The 22,104-nt window shown below is 61.9% G+C and carries 21 protein-coding genes and 1 pseudogene; 9 read left to right on the top strand and 13 right to left on the bottom strand.

The window, feature by feature from the left end; translation table 11 throughout:
- The 7 genes and pseudogenes from ACZ9IU_RS00200 to ACZ9IU_RS00170 form a co-directional block, all read right to left on the bottom strand.
- Entirely contained in the window at positions 1-153 is a 153-nt protein-coding gene (locus ACZ9IU_RS00200; protein WP_038549889.1) for a CcoQ/FixQ family Cbb3-type cytochrome c oxidase assembly chaperone, read from the bottom strand.
- A 12-nt stretch (positions 154-165) separates the two neighbouring features.
- Positions 166-897: a cytochrome-c oxidase, cbb3-type subunit II gene (ccoO, locus tag ACZ9IU_RS00195; protein ID WP_038547570.1), complete on the bottom strand. Its 732-nt coding sequence runs from the start codon at positions 895-897 to the stop codon at positions 166-168.
- 12 nt (positions 898-909) lie between these two features.
- Complete coding sequence (gene ccoN / locus ACZ9IU_RS00190; RefSeq protein WP_038547567.1) at positions 910-2,532, bottom strand: cytochrome-c oxidase, cbb3-type subunit I; 1,623 nt, start codon at positions 2,530-2,532, stop codon at positions 910-912.
- A 137-nt stretch (positions 2,533-2,669) separates the two neighbouring features.
- Positions 2,670-3,729: pseudogene (locus ACZ9IU_RS00185) on the bottom strand (ABC transporter ATP-binding protein).
- Positions 3,730-3,735: 6 nt separating this feature from the next.
- Positions 3,736-4,527 (bottom strand): ABC transporter permease, encoded by a 792-nt coding sequence (locus tag ACZ9IU_RS00180; RefSeq protein ID WP_038549887.1) that lies wholly within the window; start codon positions 4,525-4,527, stop codon positions 3,736-3,738.
- Complete coding sequence (locus ACZ9IU_RS00175) at positions 4,524-5,348, bottom strand: ABC transporter permease (RefSeq protein ID WP_038547561.1); 825 nt, start codon at positions 5,346-5,348, stop codon at positions 4,524-4,526. Before ACZ9IU_RS00175 ends, ACZ9IU_RS00180 begins: the two co-directional genes overlap by 4 nt.
- Positions 5,349-5,438: 90 nt before the next feature.
- Complete coding sequence (locus ACZ9IU_RS00170; RefSeq protein WP_038547558.1) at positions 5,439-6,479, bottom strand: ABC transporter substrate-binding protein; 1,041 nt, start codon at positions 6,477-6,479, stop codon at positions 5,439-5,441.
- Between the two features lie 267 nt (positions 6,480-6,746).
- Here ACZ9IU_RS00170 and ACZ9IU_RS00165 point away from each other — a divergent pair, with 267 nt between their 5' ends.
- The 3 genes from ACZ9IU_RS00165 (at position 6,747) to ACZ9IU_RS00155 (ending at position 10,510) form a co-directional block, all read left to right on the top strand.
- Positions 6,747-8,621: an adenine deaminase gene (locus ACZ9IU_RS00165; RefSeq protein WP_038547555.1), complete on the top strand. Its 1,875-nt coding sequence runs from the start codon at positions 6,747-6,749 to the stop codon at positions 8,619-8,621.
- Between the two features lie 118 nt (positions 8,622-8,739).
- A complete protein-coding gene (locus ACZ9IU_RS00160; protein WP_038547553.1) occupies positions 8,740-9,843 on the top strand; it encodes an NADH:flavin oxidoreductase/NADH oxidase in 1,104 nt (367 codons plus the stop codon).
- Between the two features lie 109 nt (positions 9,844-9,952).
- Positions 9,953-10,510 carry a nucleoside 2-deoxyribosyltransferase gene (locus tag ACZ9IU_RS00155; RefSeq protein ID WP_038547550.1) on the top strand — a complete coding sequence of 186 codons (558 nt, stop codon included), beginning with the start codon at positions 9,953-9,955 and terminating at the stop codon, positions 10,508-10,510.
- Here the strand turns inward: ACZ9IU_RS00155 and ACZ9IU_RS00150 are convergent.
- A complete protein-coding gene (locus tag ACZ9IU_RS00150) occupies positions 10,507-11,235 on the bottom strand; it encodes a GntR family transcriptional regulator (RefSeq protein ID WP_157885196.1) in 729 nt (242 codons plus the stop codon). The genes ACZ9IU_RS00155 and ACZ9IU_RS00150 overlap by 4 nt on opposite strands.
- 240 nt (positions 11,236-11,475) lie before the next feature.
- On the opposite strand from ACZ9IU_RS00150, the gene ACZ9IU_RS00145 reads away from it, so the two are divergent.
- The 6 genes from ACZ9IU_RS00145 (at position 11,476) to ACZ9IU_RS00120 (ending at position 17,405) form a co-directional block, all read left to right on the top strand.
- Positions 11,476-12,567 carry an ABC transporter ATP-binding protein gene (locus ACZ9IU_RS00145; protein WP_038547547.1) on the top strand — a complete coding sequence of 364 codons (1,092 nt, stop codon included), beginning with the start codon at positions 11,476-11,478 and terminating at the stop codon, positions 12,565-12,567.
- Between the two features lie 37 nt (positions 12,568-12,604).
- A complete protein-coding gene (locus tag ACZ9IU_RS00140) occupies positions 12,605-13,894 on the top strand; it encodes an ABC transporter substrate-binding protein (protein ID WP_038547544.1) in 1,290 nt (429 codons plus the stop codon).
- Between the two features lie 173 nt (positions 13,895-14,067).
- Entirely contained in the window at positions 14,068-14,982 is a 915-nt protein-coding gene (locus tag ACZ9IU_RS00135; protein ID WP_038547540.1) for an ABC transporter permease, read from the top strand.
- A 19-nt stretch (positions 14,983-15,001) separates the two neighbouring features.
- Positions 15,002-15,820 carry an ABC transporter permease gene (locus ACZ9IU_RS00130; protein WP_038547537.1) on the top strand — a complete coding sequence of 273 codons (819 nt, stop codon included), beginning with the start codon at positions 15,002-15,004 and terminating at the stop codon, positions 15,818-15,820.
- Between the two features lie 5 nt (positions 15,821-15,825).
- Positions 15,826-16,572 (top strand): aspartate/glutamate racemase family protein, encoded by a 747-nt coding sequence (locus ACZ9IU_RS00125; RefSeq protein WP_038547534.1) that lies wholly within the window; start codon positions 15,826-15,828, stop codon positions 16,570-16,572.
- Entirely contained in the window at positions 16,569-17,405 is an 837-nt protein-coding gene (locus ACZ9IU_RS00120) for a GNAT family N-acetyltransferase (RefSeq protein WP_038547531.1), read from the top strand. Before ACZ9IU_RS00125 ends, ACZ9IU_RS00120 begins: the two co-directional genes overlap by 4 nt.
- Positions 17,406-17,454: 49 nt before the next feature.
- Here the strand turns inward: ACZ9IU_RS00120 and ACZ9IU_RS00115 are convergent, their stop codons facing one another.
- The 5 genes from ACZ9IU_RS00115 to ACZ9IU_RS00095 all read right to left on the bottom strand — a co-directional run bounded on the left by ACZ9IU_RS00115 (position 17,455) and on the right by ACZ9IU_RS00095 (position 22,084).
- Positions 17,455-18,276, bottom strand: a complete 822-nt coding sequence (locus ACZ9IU_RS00115) for a bifunctional allantoicase/(S)-ureidoglycine aminohydrolase (RefSeq protein ID WP_038547528.1) — start codon at positions 18,274-18,276, stop codon at positions 17,455-17,457.
- A 114-nt stretch (positions 18,277-18,390) separates the two neighbouring features.
- Positions 18,391-19,791 carry a chromate efflux transporter gene (gene chrA, locus ACZ9IU_RS00110; protein WP_038547525.1) on the bottom strand — a complete coding sequence of 467 codons (1,401 nt, stop codon included), beginning with the start codon at positions 19,789-19,791 and terminating at the stop codon, positions 18,391-18,393.
- 1 nt (position 19,792) lies between these two features.
- Positions 19,793-20,608: a chromate resistance protein ChrB domain-containing protein gene (locus ACZ9IU_RS00105; protein ID WP_038547522.1), complete on the bottom strand. Its 816-nt coding sequence runs from the start codon at positions 20,606-20,608 to the stop codon at positions 19,793-19,795.
- Positions 20,609-20,763: 155 nt separating this feature from the next.
- Positions 20,764-21,645 (bottom strand): creatininase family protein, encoded by an 882-nt coding sequence (locus tag ACZ9IU_RS00100; protein WP_038547520.1) that lies wholly within the window; start codon positions 21,643-21,645, stop codon positions 20,764-20,766.
- A gap of 58 nt (positions 21,646-21,703) precedes the next feature.
- Positions 21,704-22,084: a cupin domain-containing protein gene (locus ACZ9IU_RS00095; RefSeq protein WP_038547517.1), complete on the bottom strand. Its 381-nt coding sequence runs from the start codon at positions 22,082-22,084 to the stop codon at positions 21,704-21,706.
- Between the last annotated feature and the right edge of the window lie 20 nt (positions 22,085-22,104).

Below are 22,104 nucleotides of genomic sequence, written 5' to 3'. Positions count from 1 at the left end.
TCAATCCTCCTTCAGAGGGATCCGCGCGGCCTCGTCTGCAGAGGCTTTTCCGCCGGGGCGCAAGGTGAAGACGAGAACGCCGAGGAAGAACAGGGTCATGGCGAGCAGACCCCAGCTATCGGCGAAGTGGCGCATGGCCGTGTAGAATTCCATCATCCTGTCCCTTCAGCGGTAACCGGCGGCATCGTCATAGGTCGAGAAATCGACCAGCGTGCCGAGCATCTGCAGATAGGCGACCAGCGCGTCCATCTCGGTGAGGCTCTGGGCGTTGCCGTCGAAATCGCCGACCTTGGCCTTGGGATAGCGGGCAAGCAGACCGGACGTGTCGGCATTCGGATCCGCCTGGGCGGACAGATCCGCCTTGGCGCTCGCGATCATCTCGTCCGAATAGGGGACACCGACGGCGCGGTTCGCCCTCAGATCCATGGAAACGTCAGCGATCTTGAGGGGCGTCGTCTTGAGGAAGGAATAGCTCGGCATCACCGATTCCGGAACGACGTCGCGCGGTTCGGTCAGATGCTGCACGTGCCATTCGTTCGAATAACGGTCGCCGACGCGGGCAAGGTCTGGCCCTGTGCGTTTCGATCCCCACTGGAACGGGTGGTCGTACATGGATTCGGCCGCCAGACTGTAGTGACCGTAACGCTCCACCTCGTCGCGGAAGGGGCGGATCATCTGGCTATGGCAGACATAACAGCCTTCGCGGATGTAGATGTCGCGCCCGGCCAGCTCGAGCGGGGAATAGGGCCGCATGCCTTCCACCTTCTCGATAGTGTTTTCGAGATAGAAGAGCGGTGCGATTTCCACGATGCCGCCGATCGAGACGACGAGCAGCGAGCCGACCAGGAGCAGGGTTGCATTACGTTCGATGAAGTGATGTTTGTCGAGAATGGACATGGGTATCCCTCCTTATTCGGCCGGTTGGAGAGCGGCGGGGGATATACCGCCCCGAACCCGCTCCTGCCGCTGGTAACCGAGGATGGTCATGGTGACGTTGAAGGCCATGATGAGCCCGCCAGCGAGATACATGGCGCCCCCGACCGCACGCAGCAGGTAGTAGGGGAACATGGCCGCGACGGTTTCCGCGAAGGAATAGACGAGGAAACCCTGGTTATCGTATTCGCGCCACATCAGGCCCTGCTGCACGCCCGCGACCCACATGACGGCGGCGTAGACAACGATGCCGAGGGTGGCGAGCCAGAAGTGCCAGTTGACGAGGTCGAGGCTATAGAGACGCTCGCGATTCCAGAGCTTGGGCGTCATATAGTAGACGGCGCCGAAGGTGATCATGCCGACCCAGCCGAGTGCGCCGGAATGCACGTGGCCGATCGTCCAGTCCGTATAGTGGCTGAGCGAATTGACGGCCTTGATCGACATCATCGGGCCTTCGAAGGTCGACATGCCGTAGAAGGCGATGGCAATGATCATCATGCGCACGATCGGATCGGTGCGGATCTTGTCCCATGCGCCCGAGAGCGTCATCAGGCCGTTGATCATGCCGCCCCAGGAGGGCATCCAGAGCATGATCGAGAAGACCATGCCGAGCGTCTGCGCCCAGTCGGGCAGCGCAGTGTAATGCAGGTGATGCGGGCCGGCCCAGATATAGAGGAAGATGAGCGCCCAGAAATGGATGATCGACAGCCGGTAGGAATAGACGGGGCGATTGACCTGCTTCGGCACGAAATAATACATCATCCCGAGGAAGCCTGCGGTCAGGAAGAATCCCACCGCGTTATGCCCGTACCACCACTGGGTCAGCGCGTCCTGCACGCCCGAGAAGGCCGAATAGCTCTTCACGCCGAGGAAGGAGACCGGGACCGCGAGGTTGTTCACCACGTGCAGCATGGCGATCGTCACGATGAAGGCGAGATAGAACCAGTTCGCCACATAGATATGCGGCTCCTTGCGCTTCAGGATCGTGCCGAGGAAAACGACGAGATAGGCGACCCAGACGACGGTCAGGAAGAGGTCCACATACCATTCCGGTTCGGCATACTCGCGGCCCTGCGTGATACCGAGCAGGTAGCCGGTCGCCGCCATGACGATGAAGAGTTGGTAGCCCCAGAACACGTACCAGGCGAGATTGCCGCCGAAAAGGCGGGCCCGACAGGTGCGCTGAACCACGAAGAGGGACGTGGCGATCAGCGCATTGCCGCCGAAGGCGAAGACGACACCGGATGTGTGCAGCGGCCGCAGGCGGCCGAAATTGAACCAGGGTTCGATGTTCAGGTCCGGAAAGGCAAGCTGAAGAGCGATGACGACGCCGACCAGGAAACCGACAACACCCCAGAAAACCGTGGCGATGGTGCCGTATTTCACCACCTCGTCGAAATATTCGGATTTTGCCGGCAGGCTCGCCGCGGACGCCGGCGCGAAGGAAATCCTGCGCATCAAAATGACCGTGCTGATCAGCAGCACGAAGAACAGGACCCACATATGGGATGCGAAGAGGCTATCGTGGGTGTAGGCGGCGGCGAGCAATGCCAGGAAGGTGCCGATCGCCAGCCAGATCGTTTCTGAGACGTAATTCATGGTCTTTGGCCTCACAGCGCAAATACGCTGCCGGTTGAAGGATTGTGACCATGATGTGCTGACATAGGGACCGCTTCGGGGGTTTGACTTGCGTCAACGCCCCCGGCAAACGGCCCCGTTCGAATTCTATTTCGGGTTCAGTTTTCCGGATCGAGGATGCAGCACTGCTCCGGCAGCGGCGCGAGGATCGCCCGGGCGCCGGCATCCAGCGGGTCGGAAAGCGGGCCATTGGCGGTGATTTCGCCGGCGGCCGTTTCGCATTTGTATTGGTAGGCGCGACCGAGATAGGTGCGCGTCCCGAGGACCGCCGGGATGCCTTCGCCCTCGCGGCGGACCGCAAGCCCGTCGGCGCGGCAAGCCAGAATGAAATCGTCCTTGATCGGGCCGAACAGGTCCTGGGAAAGATGAAGTCGCGTACCGCCGGGCTGCTTCCGCGGTGACGATGGCCGACTGGCGCGCGACGACCCTCATGCGGATCAGGTTTTCGAAGCCGACGAAGCGGGCGACGAAGGCGCTGGCCGGCTTCTGGTAGAGCACTTCGGGCGTATCGAGCTGCAGGATGCGGCCGGCATTCATGATCGCGACGCGATCGGAGATCGAAAACGCTTCTTCCTGGTCGTGGGTGACGTAGAGCGAGGTCGTGCCGTTGGCGCGCTGGAGCTGGCGGATCTCGACGCGCATGTCGATCCTGAGCTTGGCATCGAGGTTGGAGAGCGGCTCGTCGAACATCAAAAGCGGCGGTTCGATGACAAGAGCGCGGGCGAGCGCAACACGCTGTTTCTGGCCGCCGGACAGCGCTGCCGGCAGACGGTCGGCGAGCGGCGCAAGACCGACGCGCTCGAGCATCGCCATCGCCCGCCTGGCCCGGTCCGGTTTGGAAAGGCCACGCTGCTTCAGGCCGAAGGCGACGTTGTCGAGCACGGTCAGGTGCGGGAAAAGCGCGTAGTTCTGGAAGACGAGGCCGATATCGCGTGCATGAGCGGGGAGCGTCGTCAGATCGCGATCGCCGAGCCTGATCCGGCCGCTGGTCGGCTGCAGGAAACCCGCCACCAGGCGCAGCGTCGTCGTCTTGCCGCAGCCGCTGGAGCCGAGCAGCGACACCAGTTCACCGGCGGCAACGGAAATCGACAGGTCTTTCAGAACCTGGGTGGTTCCGTAGTGGGCGGAGAGGTTTTCGATGGTCAGAGATACGGTCACGGGAACCTACTTGGTGAGGAATGTGAGGCCGAGCGTCGCTTCGACGATCGCCATGACGCCGACGGTCACCAGCATCAGAAGCACGGAAACGGAAGCGATCGTCGGGTCGAAGAACTGCTCCATATGCGCGAGGATCTGGATCGGCAGCGTCGAAATGCCGGGCCCGGTCAGGAAGACCGAAACCGAGACGTCGTTGATGGAGGTAATGAAGGCCAGGATGAAGGCGGCGATGACCCCGGCACGGATGTTCGGCAGCACCACGGTCATGAAGGTCTTGAGCGGCGGGCAGCCGAGGCTTCTCGCGGCCTCCTCGATCGAGAAATCGAATGAGGCGAGGCTGGCGCCGACGACGCGCACCGAGTAGGGCAGGATCAGCAGCGCATGCCCGACGACGAGGCTGATGAAGACCGGCAGGCCGAGCCCTATCGTGATCGACTTCAAGAGCGCGAAGCCGAAGACGATTTCCGGTACCAGGATCGGCAGCACGAACAGCGTCGAGAGCCAGCGGGGCAGCTCGACCCGATAACGATTGAGCGCGTAAGCGGCCGGAATGCCGATCAGCAGCGACAGGCCGGTGCCGAGGATGGCGACCTGCAGGCTGGTGATTGCTGTGCGCCGAAAAGCCTCGATCTGGAAGATGTTGGCGAACCAGCGCAGCGTCAGTCCCTGTGGCGGGAAAGTGAGGAATGTCGTGTCGCTGAGGGCCGCGCCGATGATGATCACCAGCGGCGCGAGCAGGAAGAAAAAGACGAGAATGGCGAAAGCGCCGAGCAGGGGATGAATACGCGTCGCCATCAGACCGCCATCGGGTTGAGACGGCGTGCCATGCGGCTCATGATGAGCACGACGCCGATGGTTATGACCACCATGATGGCGGCGATCGTCGACGCGCCGACCCAATCGAAGGTCACCATGGCGCGCTGGTAGAGGAACGTGCCCATCATCATCTGCTTTTCGCCGCCGAGAAGCTGCGGTGTCGCATAGGAGGTGAAGCTGCCGGTAAAGACCAGCACCGCGCCGACGATGAGGCCGGGGGCTGCGAGCGGCAGGATGACCTGCAGGAAAGTCGGGATCGGTCGGGCACCGAGCGAGGTGGCCGCCTCGATGAGATCGCGCGGGATTCCCTCCAAGACACCGACCAGTGTCAGGATCATCAGCGGTACGAACAGATAGACCATCGCGACGATGACGGAGCCTTGCGTGTAGAGCATCGACAGGGGCTCGCCGATCAGCCCGACCGACATCAGGACATTGTTGATGATGCCGTTCTTGCCGAGGATGATCAGCCAGGCGAAGGAGCGGACGACGACGCCGGTCAGCAGCGGAAACACTGCGGCGATGATCATGATGCTCTTCAACCGTCCCGGCATCTGGGCGATGACATAGGCGGTAATGAAACCAACGACCAGCGAGATGCCAGTAGTGATCAGGGCGATCTGAAGGGTGCGGTAAAGGACCGCCATGCGGAAACCGCTCTTGAAGAAGGCCGCATAGGTGGAGAACGGCCCGCCCGCCTCGCCGAAGGTGGTGGCGATCGTCAGAACGACGGGGATGACCAGAAGCAGGACGACGGCGATCGTCGCCGGCATCGTCAAACTCCATCTGGCAAGCTTGTTCATCGACAGTCTCTTTCAAAGGCAGGAGCGCCGCGTTGATAGCGGCGCTCCGTTTGCATTTCAACCATGTGGCCGGTCAGGCGACATCCGGGATTACTTGCCGAAAACCTCGTTCCAGCGGTCGACCCAATCGGTCTTGGCGGCGTTCATCTTGGCATAGTCAACACGGCTCAGGCTCGAAACCTGGTCGGCACCGTAGGTCCAGATCTTTGCCTGGTCCGGGGTGAGCTCGACCTTGGTGGAGATCGGCGCATCGACGCCCTGTTCGGCTTCCTTCTGCTGCACGTCCTTCGAGAGGATGAAGTTGATGAACTGGTGGGCCAGTTCGACATTTGTCGAGCCCTTCGGGATGTTGACGGTGTTCAGCGTGGCGATATCACCGTCCTTGAGCTTCGCCCAGGTCATGGTCTTCACCGCCGCCTGCATCGAGGCGAGCGTGAAATCCTGGCCGATTGCGACGCGCACTTCGCCGGTCGAGATCAAATTAACCAGTTCGGAGCCGGTATTGTAGTTCTTGACCACGTTCGGCTTCAGGGCTTCGACGGCTTCGAACGCCTTGTCGGTGCTGGCATAGGGATCGACGCCCGCATGTTTGCCGGCCTGCACAACGACCATCGGGCCGGCCGTGGTGGTGATGCCCGGAAGCGAGACCGAGCTCTTCAGGTCCGGGCGCCACAGATCGTTCCAGGAGGTGATCGGAGGGTTCACCTTGGCCGAGTCGTAGACGAGGCCGATACGGCCGATCGTATGGGCCGGGCCGTATTTGCCCTGCGGCGCGCGGCCGAGTTCGTAGATGTCGGAGAGGTTCGGGATCTTCGCCGGATCGACCGTCTGGAACAGGCCCTGCTCGATGCCGAGCTGCGAGAAGCTGTCTGTCAGGTAGATGACGTCTACGCCCTTGCCGTCACGCAGCTTCAGCTTGTTGAGGCGGTCGGCATTGTTGCCGGTTTCGAAAACGATGTCGCAGCCGCAGATCTTCTTGAACGGATCGATGATGTTGGCGGTCATCTTCTCGCCGTTGTAGCCCCACCAGGAAATGGTGAGAGTCTTCGACTGGGCACTTGCCGTTGCTGTGCCGCCGAGCGTCGCCAGGAGAGCAAGGGTTGCCAATTGGGTGAAACGAGTGGCCTTCATGAGGCGGGTCCTTTTGCGAAAGCGGCGTTGATGCTCCCCTGGGGCACCCCCGGGAATTGAGGGCGATACTATTTTTTGAACGGCCCGCCCGCAAGCCCAATTATTAGGCATAGGCATTCAAGACCCAAATTTCTTTAGGCTTGAACCATCTCATACTGGAGGTTGATTTCGGGCATCAGGCGGCAGCCGATGCACGGTTTGCGATGGTTTACACATCCGGGCATCGTCTTTAGGGTCCGGCGACCAGAACCGACAGGCATTCCTCCGATGACAGTTTCCGCTCCCCTCCCCGACGACCTGCTGATCAACGCGGCCGACGAAGTCCGTATCCGCCAGGACCTGGTGCTGACCGCGCTTGGCAAACGGCCGGCGGACCGGCTGCTGAGGGTTGGCAGATTGCTCGACGTCCACAGCAGGACCTGGCTCGAGGATCAGGAGATCGTCATCAAGGGACGGCGGATCGCCTATGTGGGACCGGCGGGCAGTTTTGCGGGCGAGGTGACGGAACATAGCCACGAGCCTGATCTCTCTGCTGTTCCCGGTTTCGGCGAGGCGCACAAACATATCGAGAGCTCGCACCTGACGCCGGAATGGGAGGCAGCGCTCGTCATGCCGCATGGCGTCACCTGGACCTGTGAGGCAAGCCACGAATTCTCGAACGTCAACGGTGCCCGCAACCTGGAATTCTGGCTGGAAGCCCGCCGCCGCGGCTCGCCGATGAAGATTTTTCCGCTGCCGGGCTCGGCCGTGCCGCCGACGGCCTATGAGTGGGGCGGCGGCTATTTCGGTTATGACGAGCAGAAGCAGTTCATGAGCGAAAGCCTGATGGTCGCCGGCCTCGACGAGGTTATGGACTGGCCGTCGATCTCCGACCCATCCAATCCCTCCTACGACCGCCTCTGGGGCATGATTGGCGCGACCTTCGAACAGCGCGGCGTGGTCGAGGGTCATGGTGCGGGCCTGCGCGACCTGGCCTCGATCAATGCATTCGCCGCCGCCGGCCTCGCATCCGATCACGAAGGCTGGTTCCTGGAAGAAATCTGGCAGAAGCTGCAGCACGGGCTGTTCATCGAGCTTCGACCGCATTCGCTGCCGGAGGTCATCCGGGGGCTCATCGAGAAGAACCTCGCCGACTGGTCGCAGGTGGCTTTCGTCACCGACGACCGCAGCGCCTCCGACACGCTGAAGATGGGCGCGACGGACTACAATGTCCGCCTTGCGATCGGGAACGGCCTTTCGCCGGAAATCGCCATCCAGTGCGTAACGCTCAACCCGGCGCGGCATATGCGGCTGACGCCCTGGGTCGGGTCGATCGCGCCTGGCCGTTTCGCGGATATCGTGCTGCTGGACGATGTGCAGAAGCTGTCGATCGCCAAGGTCTGGGCGGATGGCACGCCGGTTTCGGAAGGCAGGATATTTACCGGCGCGCGGCCGAAGATCGACTGGCCCGAATGGGCGACCAAGACGGTGAAAATCGACCGCCAGGTGACCGCCGCTGATTTCCGCATCGAGGTGCCGGCCGGTCGCGCCACGGCGAATGCAGCCCTGCTGCGCCCTTTCCACTGGTCGGACGAATTCATCACCATGGAACTGCCGGTCAGGGATGGCGCCGTGCAGCGCGACCATGACCGCAACGTCACGAAATTCTCGATCGTCGACCGGTTCTCCGGCGAGGCGAAAGTGTCAAAAATGTTCTGGCTCGGCACCGGACCGCGCACGCCGGATACGGCGCTCGGTTCGACGCTCGGGCATGACAAGCACAATATCTGGGTAGTCGGCTCCTCCGACGAGGCGATGGCGATGGTGGCCAATGCGCTTGCCGAACAGCAGGGCGGCTGGGTTCTGGTTTCCGGCGGCAAGGTGATCGCCCGCGTCCACTACGAGGTCGGCGGGCTTATGACGGCGCGCTCGGCGGAGGAACTGGATGCGGAAATGCAGGCGCTCTACAAGGCCGGCGAAACGATCGACTGGATGTACGAGCCGACCTTCTCGCCGCGCTGGTGGCCGGGCTTCCCGGAGCGGCTGTCATTTGCGACGCTGACCTGCTCGCCATGGCGCTGGGTGCTGGTGGCGCCATCGGAGCGGGCGCCTGAGGGGTTCGTCAACGTGCTGACCGGCGAAACGCACCCGGTTGCCTGGTAGGACTGCTCTCGTCAGCGTGACTTGATGAGGTTCGGTTGATTTGCCAAAACGCCGGGATTGATTTTTCGGCGCCACCGATCCTCCCGCCTCGGCGTCGCTTGCGCAAAGGAACCTAATCATGGCCCAGCCTGCTCTCTTCACTCCGATCCGCATCCGCAATCTCGAACTCTCGAACCGCATCGTCATCGCGCCCATGTGCCAATATTCGGCCGAGGACGGCTGCATGACCGACTGGCACCTTATCCATCTCGGCCAACTCGCGCTCTCCGGCGCAGCGCTTCTGACAATCGAGGCTACGGGGGTCACCCCGGAAGGCCGGATCACCTATGCAGATGTCGGGCTCTATGACGATGCCACCGAGAAGGCGATGGGCCGCACGATCGACAGCATCCGCAAATGGTCGGACATGCCGATCTCGGTGCAGCTCGCCCACGCCGGCCGGAAGGCCTCGACCGACAAGCCCTGGTTCGGCGGCAGCCAGATCGCGCCGGATCATCCCAACGGCTGGCAGACCCAGTCGGCTTCGGCGATCCCCTTCAATCCGAAATACGTGGCCCCCGTTGCGCTCGACAGGCAAGGCCTGAACGAGGTGCGCGACGCGTTTGCGGCTTCCGCGGTCCGGGCGGCAAGGATCGGCCTCGATGCGATCCAGATCCATGCGGCGCATGGTTACCTGCTGCACCAGTTCCTGTCGCCGCTCTCCAACCAGCGCACAGATGAGTACGGCGGTTCGCTGGAGAACCGGGCGCGTTTTCCGCTCGAAGTTTTTGATGCCGTGCGTCAGGCCTTCCCGTCCGACAAGGCGGTGACGGTGCGCGTCTCGGCGACCGACTGGGTCGACGGCGGCCTCGACATCGACCAGACCATCGCGTTTGCCCAGATGCTTGACGAAAAAGGCTGCGATGCGATCCATGTGTCGAGCGGCGGGCTGCATATCGAACAGAAGATCCCGCTCGGCCCGAACTACCAGGTGCCCCTCGCCCGTGCCGTCAAGGCTGCCGTGAAGATGCCGGTCGTGGCAGTCGGGCTGATCACCGAACCGACCCAGGCGGAAGCGATCGTTTCGACCGGCGACGCGGATATCGTCGCGATCGCCCGTGCGGTGCTCTACGATCCGCGCTGGCCCTGGCATGCCGCGGCGGAACTCGGCGCCCAGGTGAAGCCCGCACCGCAATATCTCCGCTGCCAACCGTCGCAACTCAGGAACCTGTTTACCTCCTGAGGGCTCAGGCCTCCTCGGCTCAAGCGGTCGGCCGGCGCATTCTTACTCGCAATGCGCCGGACAGGACGTTATGGAACATTGGTGCTGACCGATTCATCAAAGGATTTTCATGCCCACCATCTATCTCGCCGGCCCCGAAGTATTTTTGCCCGATGCCCAGACCGTGATGGGCGAAAAACGCCGGCTTGCCCGCAGCTTCGGTTTTGAGCCGACCGGTCCCGGCAGCGATGAGAACCAGGCGCCGGTAGGCCAGCTGACGGCAGCCGCGATCTACCAGCGCAACGACGGCGCGATGCGGCGCGCGGATGTCTGCCTTGCCAATATCACGCCGTTTCGCGGCATCAGTGCCGATCCCGGCACCGTCTATGAAATCGGCTTCATGATCGCGCTCGGCAAACGGGTCTGGGCCTATACCAACCATCCCGACGACTATGGCACGCGGGTGCGGTCGATCTGGTATTCCGGGCTCGATATCGACGAGAGCAGCGGTCGTCCTCGCGGCCCGGACGGGCTGTCGATCGAGAACCATGGCAAGGCTGACAATCTGATGATCGATGTCGGCATCGAGGAAGGTGGCGGCCGGGTCATTCGCGCCGCGGCACTGCCAGCCGATCCCGAAAGGGACCTGGCCGCTTATACCGAGGCCTTGCGACACTTGCGCGGTTAGGCGAGCGACAAGGCGTCCTTAAGGCCAAGACCCTGCTTCAGCTGAAGATCGAGATCGGCTTCGATATGGTCGATGTGGTGGATCATGAGCTTGGCGGCGCGCGCGCCATCGCCCTTTTCCAGGGCGTCGAGAACGGCGCTATGCTCGGCATGCCCACAGCTTGAGACGCCGGAACGGCCGTAAAGCGCGATCACCAGCGACGAACGTGCAACCAGTTCATCCATGAAACGCTGCAGGATGACATTGCCGGCAACGGAAGCCAGCATCAGGTGGAAATCGCCGGACGCCTTGATCTCGGCGCGCCGTGCAGCCGGACCCCGTTCGTTCAGATAACGCTCTTCCTCATCGAGCTGACGGCGGAATTCCGCGATATCCTCGGGCGTGATGCGCTCGACCGCGCTTGCGACGATGCCGGGTTCGATTAGCCGGCGGGAGGCAAAAATCTGACGCGCTTCTTCCGGTGACGGATTGGAAACAAAAGCGCCGCGATTACGCTCGGTCTTCACCAGGCCTTCGAACGCGAGCATCTGCAGCGCGGCGCGGGCAACCGTGCGGCTGACGTCGAAAAGAGAGCCGACTTCGCTTTCCGACAGCTTGGTGCCGGGCGCAAGACGCCGATCGATAATAGCGTTGCGTAAAGTCTCCCGGATCGCCATGGAGCGATCTTCCGGGGAGCGATCCTCGGGCGTCGTATCGGTAAGATTGATCTTTTCGCTGATATTCATTGCTGCGGTCCAATGTACGGCCTTTGTAACCCGAGTGTCTACAGGATGCCAAGCGACTTGTTTTTGATCCAATGCCAAGATTGCATACGATTTGCCCAAGGGATCGAAAACGATCGCCTGATTTTTGCGCACCGGCAAAACCCCGCCGCTGACCCTTTCAGGTAAACGCAAGTCTTTCTAGAGGTTTAATCCAGTTGGCATGGCTGATGCATAACAATATCAGACGCAAGGGAGCGCCTGATGAGCAAAGCCGCCGAAATCGACATCGCTTCAGTCTCTAAGATCTACGGAACAACCACTGCCGTTCATGCGATCAGCCTGAAGATTCCCGCCGGAACCTATTGCTGCCTGCTCGGCCCTTCCGGCTGCGGCAAGACCTCGACGCTCCGGATGATCGCCGGGCACGAGAGCATTTCCTCGGGTGACGTCCGCCTCGGCAATACCGTCGTCACCGACCTACCGCCGGCCAAGCGCGGCACGGCGATGATGTTCCAGTCCTACGCCCTCTTTCCGCATCTCGACCTCGTCGACAATGTCGCCTTCAGCCTCAAGATGAAGGGCGTCGACAAGGACGAGCGGCGCGCCAAGGCAATGGACATGCTGCGGCTGATGCAGCTCGAAGCCTATGCGACCCGCCGCCCGGCCCAGCTTTCCGGTGGCCAGCAGCAGCGCGTGGCGCTTGCCCGCGCGCTGATCACCGATCCGGAAGCGCTGCTTCTCGACGAGCCGCTCTCGGCGCTCGATCCCTTCCTGAAGATTCGCATGCGCGCGGAACTGAAGAAGCTGCAGACCTCGCTCGGCATTACCTTCGTGCATGTGACGCACAGCCAGGAAGAGGCGATGGCGCTCGCCGACCTGATCGTGGTGATGAACGACGGCCGCATCGAGCAGGCCGCCCATCCCCGCGTGGTGTTCGAAAAACCGGCAACCGCGTTCGTCGCCAAGTTCATGGGCGACCACAACGTCATCTCCGGCCGGGTGACGCAGAGCTCCGGCGACAAGCTGATGTTGTCGGTGCCCGCCGGCGGCGACTTCCTTGCCACCGACGACGGCGCCGCCGGGCTGACCGACGTGGCCGATATCGCCATCCGCACGGACCATGTCCGTATCGGCCAGCCTTCCGAAAAAGGCCTCGGCTTCACCGGTTCGGTCTCCAACGTCGAATACCGCGGTTCCTCGGTGAAGCTCTCGGTCAACGGCGCCGGGATCGAGGATTTCACCGCGATCCTGACCGACGCTGAATTTTTCGCCAATCCGGTCAAGGTCGGAGAAGCGATCCCGCTTTCCTGGGGCCGCGAGGACGCGATCGTCCTCGGACGCCTCAAGAACTGATGCCAAACACAAAAACTCAACAGAGGAGAACATGGCAATGACTGAGACCAAAAAACCGACCAAGGGCATTTCGCGCCGCACGCTTCTGAAGACGGCGTCCGCGGCCGCCGGTCTTGCCGCCGGCTCCGGCGCCATCACCGGCTTCCCGACCATCTGGGCCCAGAACCCGATCACGCTGCGCCAGTTCGGCACCGGCGTTTCGAACCTCAATGCGATCGCCGAGAAGTGCAAGGCCGACCTCGGCATCACGCTCGAAATGACCGCGACGGACTCTGACGCGGCGGCCCAGCGCGCCGTCACCCAGCCGAACTCCTACGACATCGCCGATATCGAGTACTGGATCTTGAAGAAGGTCTATCCGGCCGGCGTCATCCAGCCGATGGATACGACGAAACTCAAATATTACGACAAGATCGTGCCGCTGTTCAAAAATGGCAAGCTGAAGCCGGACAGCGTGATCGCCCAGGGCACCGCGCCGCACACGGTCGGTTATGTCGCGAAGCCCGGCGACAAGACGTTCGCCAAGGAAGAAACCAAGTGGTTCACGATGGTTCCGACCATCTACAACGCCGACACGCTCGGCATCCGCCCCGACCTGGTCGGCCGCGAAATCTCGACCTGGGCCGACATCATGGACCCGAAGTTCAAGGGCAAGGCCTCGATCCTCAACATCCCGTCGATCGGCATCATGGATGCCGCGATGATCATGGAAGCCATGGGCAACATCAAGTATGTCGACAAGGGCAACATGACCAAGGCGGAAATCGACAAGACGATCGATTTCCTGATCAAGGCCAAGCAGGCCGGCCAGTTCCGCGCTTTCTGGAAGTCGTTCGACGAGAGCGTCAACCTGATGGCCTCGGGCGAAGTCGTCATCCAGTCCATGTGGTCGCCGGCTGTCGCCGCCGTCCGTTCCAAGGGCATCGCCTGCAAATACCAGCCGCTCAAGGAAGGTTACCGCTCGTGGGGCGGCGGTCTGGGCCTTGCAGCCCATCTCTCGGGCGCCAAGCTCGACGCTGCCTATGAATATATCAACTGGTACACCTCCGGCTGGGTCGGCGCCTATCTCAATCGCCAGGGCTACTACTCGGCCGCCATGGAAACCGCCAAGGCACATATGTCCGCTGACGAATGGGGCTACTGGATCGAAGGCAAGCCGGCCAAGGGCGATATCGTCGCTCCGGACGGCAAGATCATGGAAAAGGCAGGCGCCGTGCGCGATGGCGGCTCCTTCGAAGAACGCATGGGCCACGTGGCCTGCTGGAACTCGGTGATGGACGAGGACCGCTACATGGTCCGCCGCTGGAACGAGTTCATCGCTGCGTAAACAAAGTTGCCCCTCACCCTAGCCCTCTCCCCGCTCGCGGGGAGAGGGGACGTGCCCCGAGCAGGCACTGAAGAGGACCGAGCGGCTTACCACTAGTCTCCTTCTCCCCGTCCCGACGGGGAGAAGGTGCCCGGCAGGGCGGATGAGGGGCAAACCCAGGGAGACATCAAGACATGGCGACGATCGCATCATCCGAGCCGGAAACGGCCGAAGAGAACACAAAGCCCAGAAGCTTTCGTCTGTCGCCGGCGCTGATCTCCTATCTCCAGGCGACGCCGTTGGCGCTGATCCTCGGCGCCTTCCTGTTGCTGCCGATCCTGATGATTACAGTCGTCAGCTTCTGGGATTACGACTTCGCCCAGATGTATCCGGACTTCCTGTCGATGAACTATGCCGAGACGCTCGGTTCGTGGGTGACCTGGAAGACCTACCTGAACACGTTGAAATTCGCCTTGCTGGTCTGGGCGATCACGCTGTTCGTCGGCTTCTGGGTCGCCTATTTTCTGGCCTTTCACATCCGCACCACCGCAATGCAGATGGTGCTTTTCCTCGTCTGCACGGTGCCGTTCCTGACGTCGAACATCATCCGCATGATTTCGTGGATTCCGGTGCTCGGGCGCAACGGCCTTGTCAACACGACGCTGATCAATGCGGGGATCATCCCAGAACCGATCGAATGGCTGCTCTATTCGGATTTTGCCGTCGTGCTTGCCATGGTGCACCTCTACACGCTGTTCATGGTGACGCCGATCTTCAACACGCTGATGCGCATCGACAAATCGCTGGTCGAAGCCGCGCGCGATGCCGGCGCCACGAGCACCCAGATCCTCACCAACGTCATCATTCCGCTTGCCAAGCCCGGCATGGCGATCGGCACCATCTTCGTCGTGACGCTTGTCATGGCCGATTTCTCCACCGTTCAGGTTATGTCCGGCGGCCAGAGCGCTTCGGTGGCTCTGATGATGAAGAACCAGATGTCGCTATTGCAATATCCGGCAGCAGCAGCCAACGCGGTCGTGCTGCTCGTCCTCGTTCTGCTGATGGTCGCGGGCATCCTGCGCATCGTCGATATCCGCAAAGAACTTTAGGAAAAGGGGGAGCTTTGAGATGCACAGCGACAAGCGCGGCCGCGAATTCTACCTTCTCGCCATCTTCTTCGCCATCTTCGTGCTGTTCCTTTACGGCCCGCTTTCGGCGATCCTGATCCTCTCCTTCCAGGGGCCGAACGGCGGCCTGACCTTCCCGTTGAACGGCGTATCGCTGCGCTGGTTCGCCAACCTGTTCGAAACCCAGGCGGTCGGCGATTTCGGCGGTTCGTTCCGCCGTTCCGCCATGCTCGGCATCATGGTGATGATCGTCACTGTCGTCGTTTCGCTGCTGGCGGGCCTTGCCTTCCGCCGCCGCTTCATCGGCTCGACCGCCCTTTTCTATCTCGCGGTGGCGAGCCTCGTCGTGCCCTCGATCATCATCTCGCTCGGCATCGGCGTCGTCTTCCAGCAGCTCGGTTTCCAGCCGTCCTGGTATACGTCCGCCTTCGGTGCGCACCTCACCTGGACGCTGCCCTTCGGCGTCCTGATCATGTTCGCCGTCTTCAACCGCTTTTCTCCGGCCTACGAGGAAGCCGCGCGCGATCTCGGCGCTTCGTCGTGGCAAACCTTCCGCCACGTCGTGCTGCCGATGATCGCGCCGAGCCTCGTCGGCGTCGGCCTGTTCGGCTTCACGCTGTCCTATGACGAATTCGCCCGCACGCTGATGACGGCAGGCTCGTTCAACACGCTGCCACTCGAAATCTACGGCATGACGACCAATGTCACGACGCCGGTGCTCTATGCGCTCGGCACGGTGACGACGGTGTTCTCTTTCCTCGTCATCGCCGGCACGCTCGGCCTGATCGTCCACCTCAATCGCCGCCGCCTGCAGTCGTGAACAGAATGCGCATCCTTGTCGTAAACCCGAATACCACCGCCAGCATGACGGCGACGATCGCCGATTCCGCAACCCGCGTGGCAAATGCCGGCACCGAGATACTTGCGGTCACCTCGTCCATGGGGCCTGTCTCGATCGAGGGCTATTATGACGAGGCCTTCGCAGTGCCCGGCCTGTTGATCGAGATCGCCAGGGGCGAGAAGGCCGGTGCAGACGCGGCGATCATCGCCTGTTTCGACGATACGGGCCTCGACGCCGCACGGGCATTGGCCAACATTCCTGTGGTCGGCATCTGCGAAGCGGCACTCGCGACCACCGCCTTCATCGCTCAGCGCTTCACCATCGTTACCACCATGGAACGTTCGCGCCTGCCGCTCGAACATCTGGTTCATCGTTACGGCATGGCCGGACGCTGCAAGGTGCGGGCCGCCGATATTCCGGTCCTGTCACTGGAAGATCCGAATTCCAACGCCCGCGACCGGCTGCTCAAAGAGATCTCGGCTGCGCTCAGCGAGGACAGGGCGGAGGCAATCGTGCTCGGCTGCGCCGGCATGGCCGATCTCACCGCCGAACTGCGCCGCGAATTCGGTGTGCCTGTGATAGACGGCGTCGCGGCGGCGGTGAAACAGGCCGAGGCGCTGGTGACATTGGGCTTGTCGACCGCCAAACGTGGAGCCTATGCTTCGCCGGTCCGCAAACCCTATAAAGGCCTGCTCGAAGATTTCGAGCCCGGGAAACTCGCCGCCCAATGAAGACTCACTCGACCATTCGCGCGCTCACCACCTCCGAGGTCGAACAGCTCGTCGACTGGGCGCGGATCGAGGGCTGGAACCCGGGCCTTGCCGATGCGCCGGCTCTTCATGCCGCCGATCCTCAAGGTTTCATCGGCTGTTTCGTGGACGGCCAGATGGCAGCCGGCATATCCGCAGTCCGCTACGGTTCCGATTTCGGCTTCATCGGCCTCTATATCGCCCACCCGAATTTTCGCGGCAGGGGTCTGGGCAGAAAGGTCTGGGATGCCGGCATGGCGCATCTCGACGGTCGGACGATCGGCCTCGACGGCGTGCCGGAACAGCAGGCAAACTATGGCAGCATGGGCTTCGAGCCGGCCTACGAGACGTTTCGCTGGAGCGGCAGCCTTGCTGGAAGCCGCAATGCCGATGTGGCCGCGATTACCGATGATCTTGTGCCTGCCATTCTTGGCTATGACCAAGCTTTCTTCCCTGCACAGCGCGATGCTTTCCTGACCGCCTGGCTGAAGCCGCCGCGTGCCGCCAAGGTCCTCGTCCGCGACAGCGATATCCGCGGCTATGCAGTCTGCCGCAAATGCCATGACGGTTATAAGATCGGCCCATTGTTTGCGCAGACCGCTGACGACGCGCAAACGCTGCTGAGCGCCTGCGCCGCGGAGATCGGCGACGAAATGCTGCACGTCGACGTACCCGCCTCGCAGACGGAATTTTCCACCTATCTGGAGGCGCATCGTTTCGTGAAAGGCTTCACGACCGCGCGGATGTATCGCGGTACGGCGCCGGCGGTGCGTATGCCGGGCGTGTTCGGAATTACCACTCTCGAACTCGGCTGAGGCGGCGTCCCAACGCCCGGACGCCGCTCGCGTTCACGAAAACCAGCGACTACCAGAGCTGGGTGTGCCGGTTGACATCCTTGTAGAGCAGATAACGGAAACGTCCCGGACCACCCGCATAACAGGCCTGCGGGCAGAAGGCGCGCAGCCACATGTAGTCGCCGGCCTCCACTTCGACCCAATCCTGATTGAGCCGGTAGACCGCCTTGCCTTCGAGCACGTAGAGGCCGTGCTCCATGACATGGGTCTCCATGAAGGGGATGGTCGCGCCCGGCTCCAACGTGACGATGTTGAGATGCATGTCGTAACGGACGTCGGACGTATCGAGGAAACGGGTGGTTCCCCAGCGGTCGCCCGTGTCCGGCATCCAGGAAATCGGATGCTCGTCTTCATGGGTGAAGACCGCCGGCGGAGCATCCAGCCCCTCGACCGCCTGGAAGGCCTTGCGGACCCAATGGAACTTGACGGGCGCCGTGGCCCGATTGCGCAGCTTCCATGGCGATCCGGCCGGGATATATGCAAAGGAACCGGCCCTCAGCGCATGATCGCTTCCGGCGAACTCGATCGACATCTCGCCCTCGACGACGAAGATCGCCGCCTCGGCGCGGGTATCGGGTTCCGGCCGGTCGCTTCCGCCTCCAGGTTGAACCTCCATGATGTATTGCGAGAACGTCTCCGAAAACCCCGTCATCGGTCGGGAGATGATCCATGCCCGGGTTCCCTGCCAATGGGGAAGCAGGCTGGCCACGATGTCTGACATGACGCTTCGGGGGATGACGGCGTAGGATGTCGTGAAAACAGCCTTGCTGGAAAGCAGTTCGGTCTGCGGCGGCAGGCCACCGAGTTTCGAATAATAATCTCTGTTGGTCATGGGTCTGTTTTGCGGTCCAATTTCGCGGCGTCTGATACGCATATGCTTTAAGCGCCGCGCATCTCTAAGCAACTAAAAACTCGACCTCGGATGCCACGGCTCCGATATTTCCGCTCATGTCGCGAGCGTCCACGCCATGCCAGCGAGTGCGCAGGCGAGCAGCGTGGTAATCACCGAGACTCTGAACCGAAAGATCGCAACTGCGGCCGCGGTCGAAAGGATAGCGGCCGGAAGGACTATCGAACCGATGACCGGTATGTCGAGCCAAAACGCTCCCAGACGGACCACGTGGACTTCTTCAAACAGCGTATGCAACGCAAACCAGATGGCGAGGTTGAGGATGACCCCGACCACCGCCGCCGTGATCGCCGACATCGCTCCGGCAAGCGCGATGTTGCCACGCAGCTTTTCGATGAACGGCGCGCCGAGGAATATCCAGAGGAAGCATGGAACGAAGGTGACCCATGTGGTCAGGATGGCGCCGAGGGTCGCCGCGATCATCGGGTTGAGCGCTCCGGGATCGCGAAAGGCGCCCATGAAGCCGACAAACTGCACCACCATGATCAGCGGTCCGGGTGTCGTCTCTGCCATGCCAAGGCCATCGAGCATCTCCCCAGGTTTCAGCCATCCATAATGCTGGACGGCCTCCTGCGCCACATAAGCGAGAACCGCATAGGCCCCGCCAAAGGTGACGACTGCCATCTGGCTGAAGAAAAACCCGATTTGGGTGAAGACGTCATTCGAACCCAGGACCCACCACAATAAGCCGATTGGTATGATCCAGAGTGCGAGAAGGATCGCCGAGATGCGAAGCGACCATGAGAGGTTGGAGCGCGCGTGAGCCGGCGTCCCCTCTCCGAGGAGTGAGTCGGCGTCTGAAAGTGTGGGGCCACCGGCCGTCTTGTGGCCGCCCCCGACCTTGAAAGACGCAAGACCGAACCTGCTGCCGCAATAACCGACGATGCCCGCAGTCAGAACGATCAACGGAAACGGGACATGCAGGAAGAAGATCGAGACGAAGGCGGCAGCAGCGATCGTCACCATGGCATTGTTCTTGAGGGCCCGGCTGCCGATCCGGAAGACGGCTTGGACAACGACCGCGAGAACGGCCGCCTTCAGACCAAAGAACAGTCCGGCGACAACGCCTACGCTTCCGAAGGCGGCGTAGATGTAGCTCAGGCCAAGGATGGCCAGAAATCCGGGAAGCACAAACAGGATGCCTGCAACCAGTCCGCCCGCGGTCCGATGCATCAGCCAGCCGATATAGATCGCGAGCTGCTGGGCTTCCGGTCCGGGCAGAAGCATGCAGTAGTTGAGGGCATGAAGGAAGCGGTTTTCGCCGATCCACCGCTTCTCGTCGACAATGATCCGATGCATGACGGCGATTTGTCCAGCCGGTCCACCGAAACTGAGAGCGGCGATACGGACCCAAACCTTGAAGGCCTCGCCGAAGGAGACTCCATGGATATATTCGCTTTTCTCGCGATCCGCGGACGCATCTCTGATGACCGCCATTTTAAGCTCCCTTCTTCACCGAAGGCCAGTTATGGGTCTCCTCGGTAGCATCGCGGCACCAGCGATAGAAGGCGTCGTAGAGAAGCATGCCAGCCTCAAGCTGCTCAAGGTCATCGTTATACATCCGCGACAGACCGAGCGACGCCGCCAGCAACCCTGGCGCCTCTGGGGCAAGGTCGGGTCGCGCGGTGTCGGCCGCCCTGACGATGGTTGCAAGACGCAGCAACGCATCACAGGTCAGCCCGAACTCCTCGACCATGACGTCGAACGTGCAGAGCTCGCCCCGGTGGCTCCAGAATACATCCTCGATATCGAAGGGTGTCGCACCGAACCGGCTGCCAACCATCGAAACCTCGGAAGCCGGCACATAAAGAAACACTGCGTCCGGATCGATGAAACGCCGGATCAACCAGGGACAGGCGATACGGTCGATCTTCGGCCGGGCGCGCGTCACCCAGACGGTTCGACCGTGGTCGTCGCGGGGAGGCAGCTTGTCCTCCGGAACCGCCATCCCTCCGGCGGCCCAGGCCTCGAAGCCGCCTTCCAGGCTTTCGGCCACCACCCCTTCGTGCCTGAGATAGGCGGCGACGCCGTGGCTAAGCTTGCCACCCCTCTGGCAGACGACAACGACAGATTCAGCGTCGACGGCTCCGCTCCATTCTGTGACATTCTCGTGCTTGCGGCGGACGGATCCCGGTACCAGCCGCGGATCGAGCGCGAAGTCTTCGTCCGTGCGGACGTCGATGATGAGCGGTGCGCCGGGCGTACCGACAAGGCGGTTGAGTTTTTCAGGAGAAATTTCGAGAAATGACGGCATAACGCGTCCTCCCTGGTTTTGGGTTGAATGGACGCGATTCTTCGGCTGACGCCTCGTGGGGTGATCGCAACCCCATTGTGAGATGGTGACCGCGTGCGCGACGACTGTCAAGCGACTACCACGTCTGGCCGCGATATTGACACGGTCATTCTTGCTTACGTCCGCTCTCGAATTTCTCTCGCCAGCCTCGGCGAGGCGGCGTCACGAGCGATTCCCAGCCGCAACGGTGTACGGGCGAATGCTTCCAAAAATGCCGCCAGACCCGCAACCGTCGCTTCGAGGATCAAGGCGCCGTTTTCCATGGTAGCCTTTGCCGGATCGCCGAAATAACCGCAGTCGTCCGCTTGGAAGATCGGCGGCCAGCCTGCCCCGAACGCGGTGATCGGATCGTCCGTGGGACCTGGCGCGATCCAGGGCTGCACCAGGCGCGCCGGAAGCCCCTTGATTGCCGATCGGACCCGTTCGCTCGCTTCCGGAGAGGCCAATGCCATCGTCAACGCCGCCTCCTGTTCGCAGGCATGGCCGGTGCGCGGCAGTGCGCCTTTCAGAAGCGGCAACCAGTCCCTCTCGCCCGGTGCGAAATAATCGACCATGCCAACCGCATATCCGTCGGTGACCATCTGGGCGCAGAGCGAGCGCAACGGCGCCGAGTTGCCCCCGTGACCGTTGACGAAGACGACGCGCGGAAATCCAGAATCCAGGATTGATCGCGCGGTATCGGAAAGAACCGCCAGATAGGTTTCCAGCCGTAGGCTGATCGTGCCCGGATGGCTGAGGTGATGCGGCGAGAAGCCAACGGAAACAGCGGGCGCCACGACAATTTCCACCCTGGTTACGCGGCTTGCTGCGAGTTCGGCAACCGCGGCCGAAAGCAGCGTATCGGTCTCCACGGGAAGGAAGTCGCCGTGCTGCTCGATCGCACCCGTCGGCACGACGACCAAAGCACCGGCATCCCGCTTCGCCGCCAGCTCTGCACGCGTCAATTCGGCCCATATGAATGAAGACGGCGCAAAATGCCTGGGTGCAATGCCTGTCATGTCCGGAACCCTCGCGGCTGGAGTAGCGGGCGGTAGCTTATCCCCGCCCGCACGGAAATTACATGTCGCCCGCTTCTTTCGAAGGGTTGGCGCAGACGGCGATCACGAGGCCGGCCTCGCCGATGATGTGGCGGTAGCGGTAATTGACGGGCAGGTACATCGCATCGCCAGGCTTGAAGATGTGCTCCTCGCCGGTCTCCTCAACGATCTGCTTGGACCAGCCATGCAGGCAATAGAGGATCACCTCATGCACGCCATCACCCTCGACCATGGTGTCGAAGTGCGGCATGTAAGTGGTGATGTGGAAGGAAATCGACGAGCCGTGCAGCTTCTTTGTGACCAGCCGGTGGCTGAACTCCTGGCCCGGATGCACCCAGGTCAGCGCGACCTGTTCCTGGCGCGACCACTTGATCTTGCCGCCAACCGCTTCTTCGCTCATGTCATGACTCCTTGGTTCGC

The sequence above is a fragment of the Mesorhizobium sp. USDA 4132 genome (genome assembly GCF_056279545.1).
The sequence above is the reverse complement of the archived record's forward strand: the minus strand, read 5'-3'. Positions and strand labels throughout refer to the sequence as shown.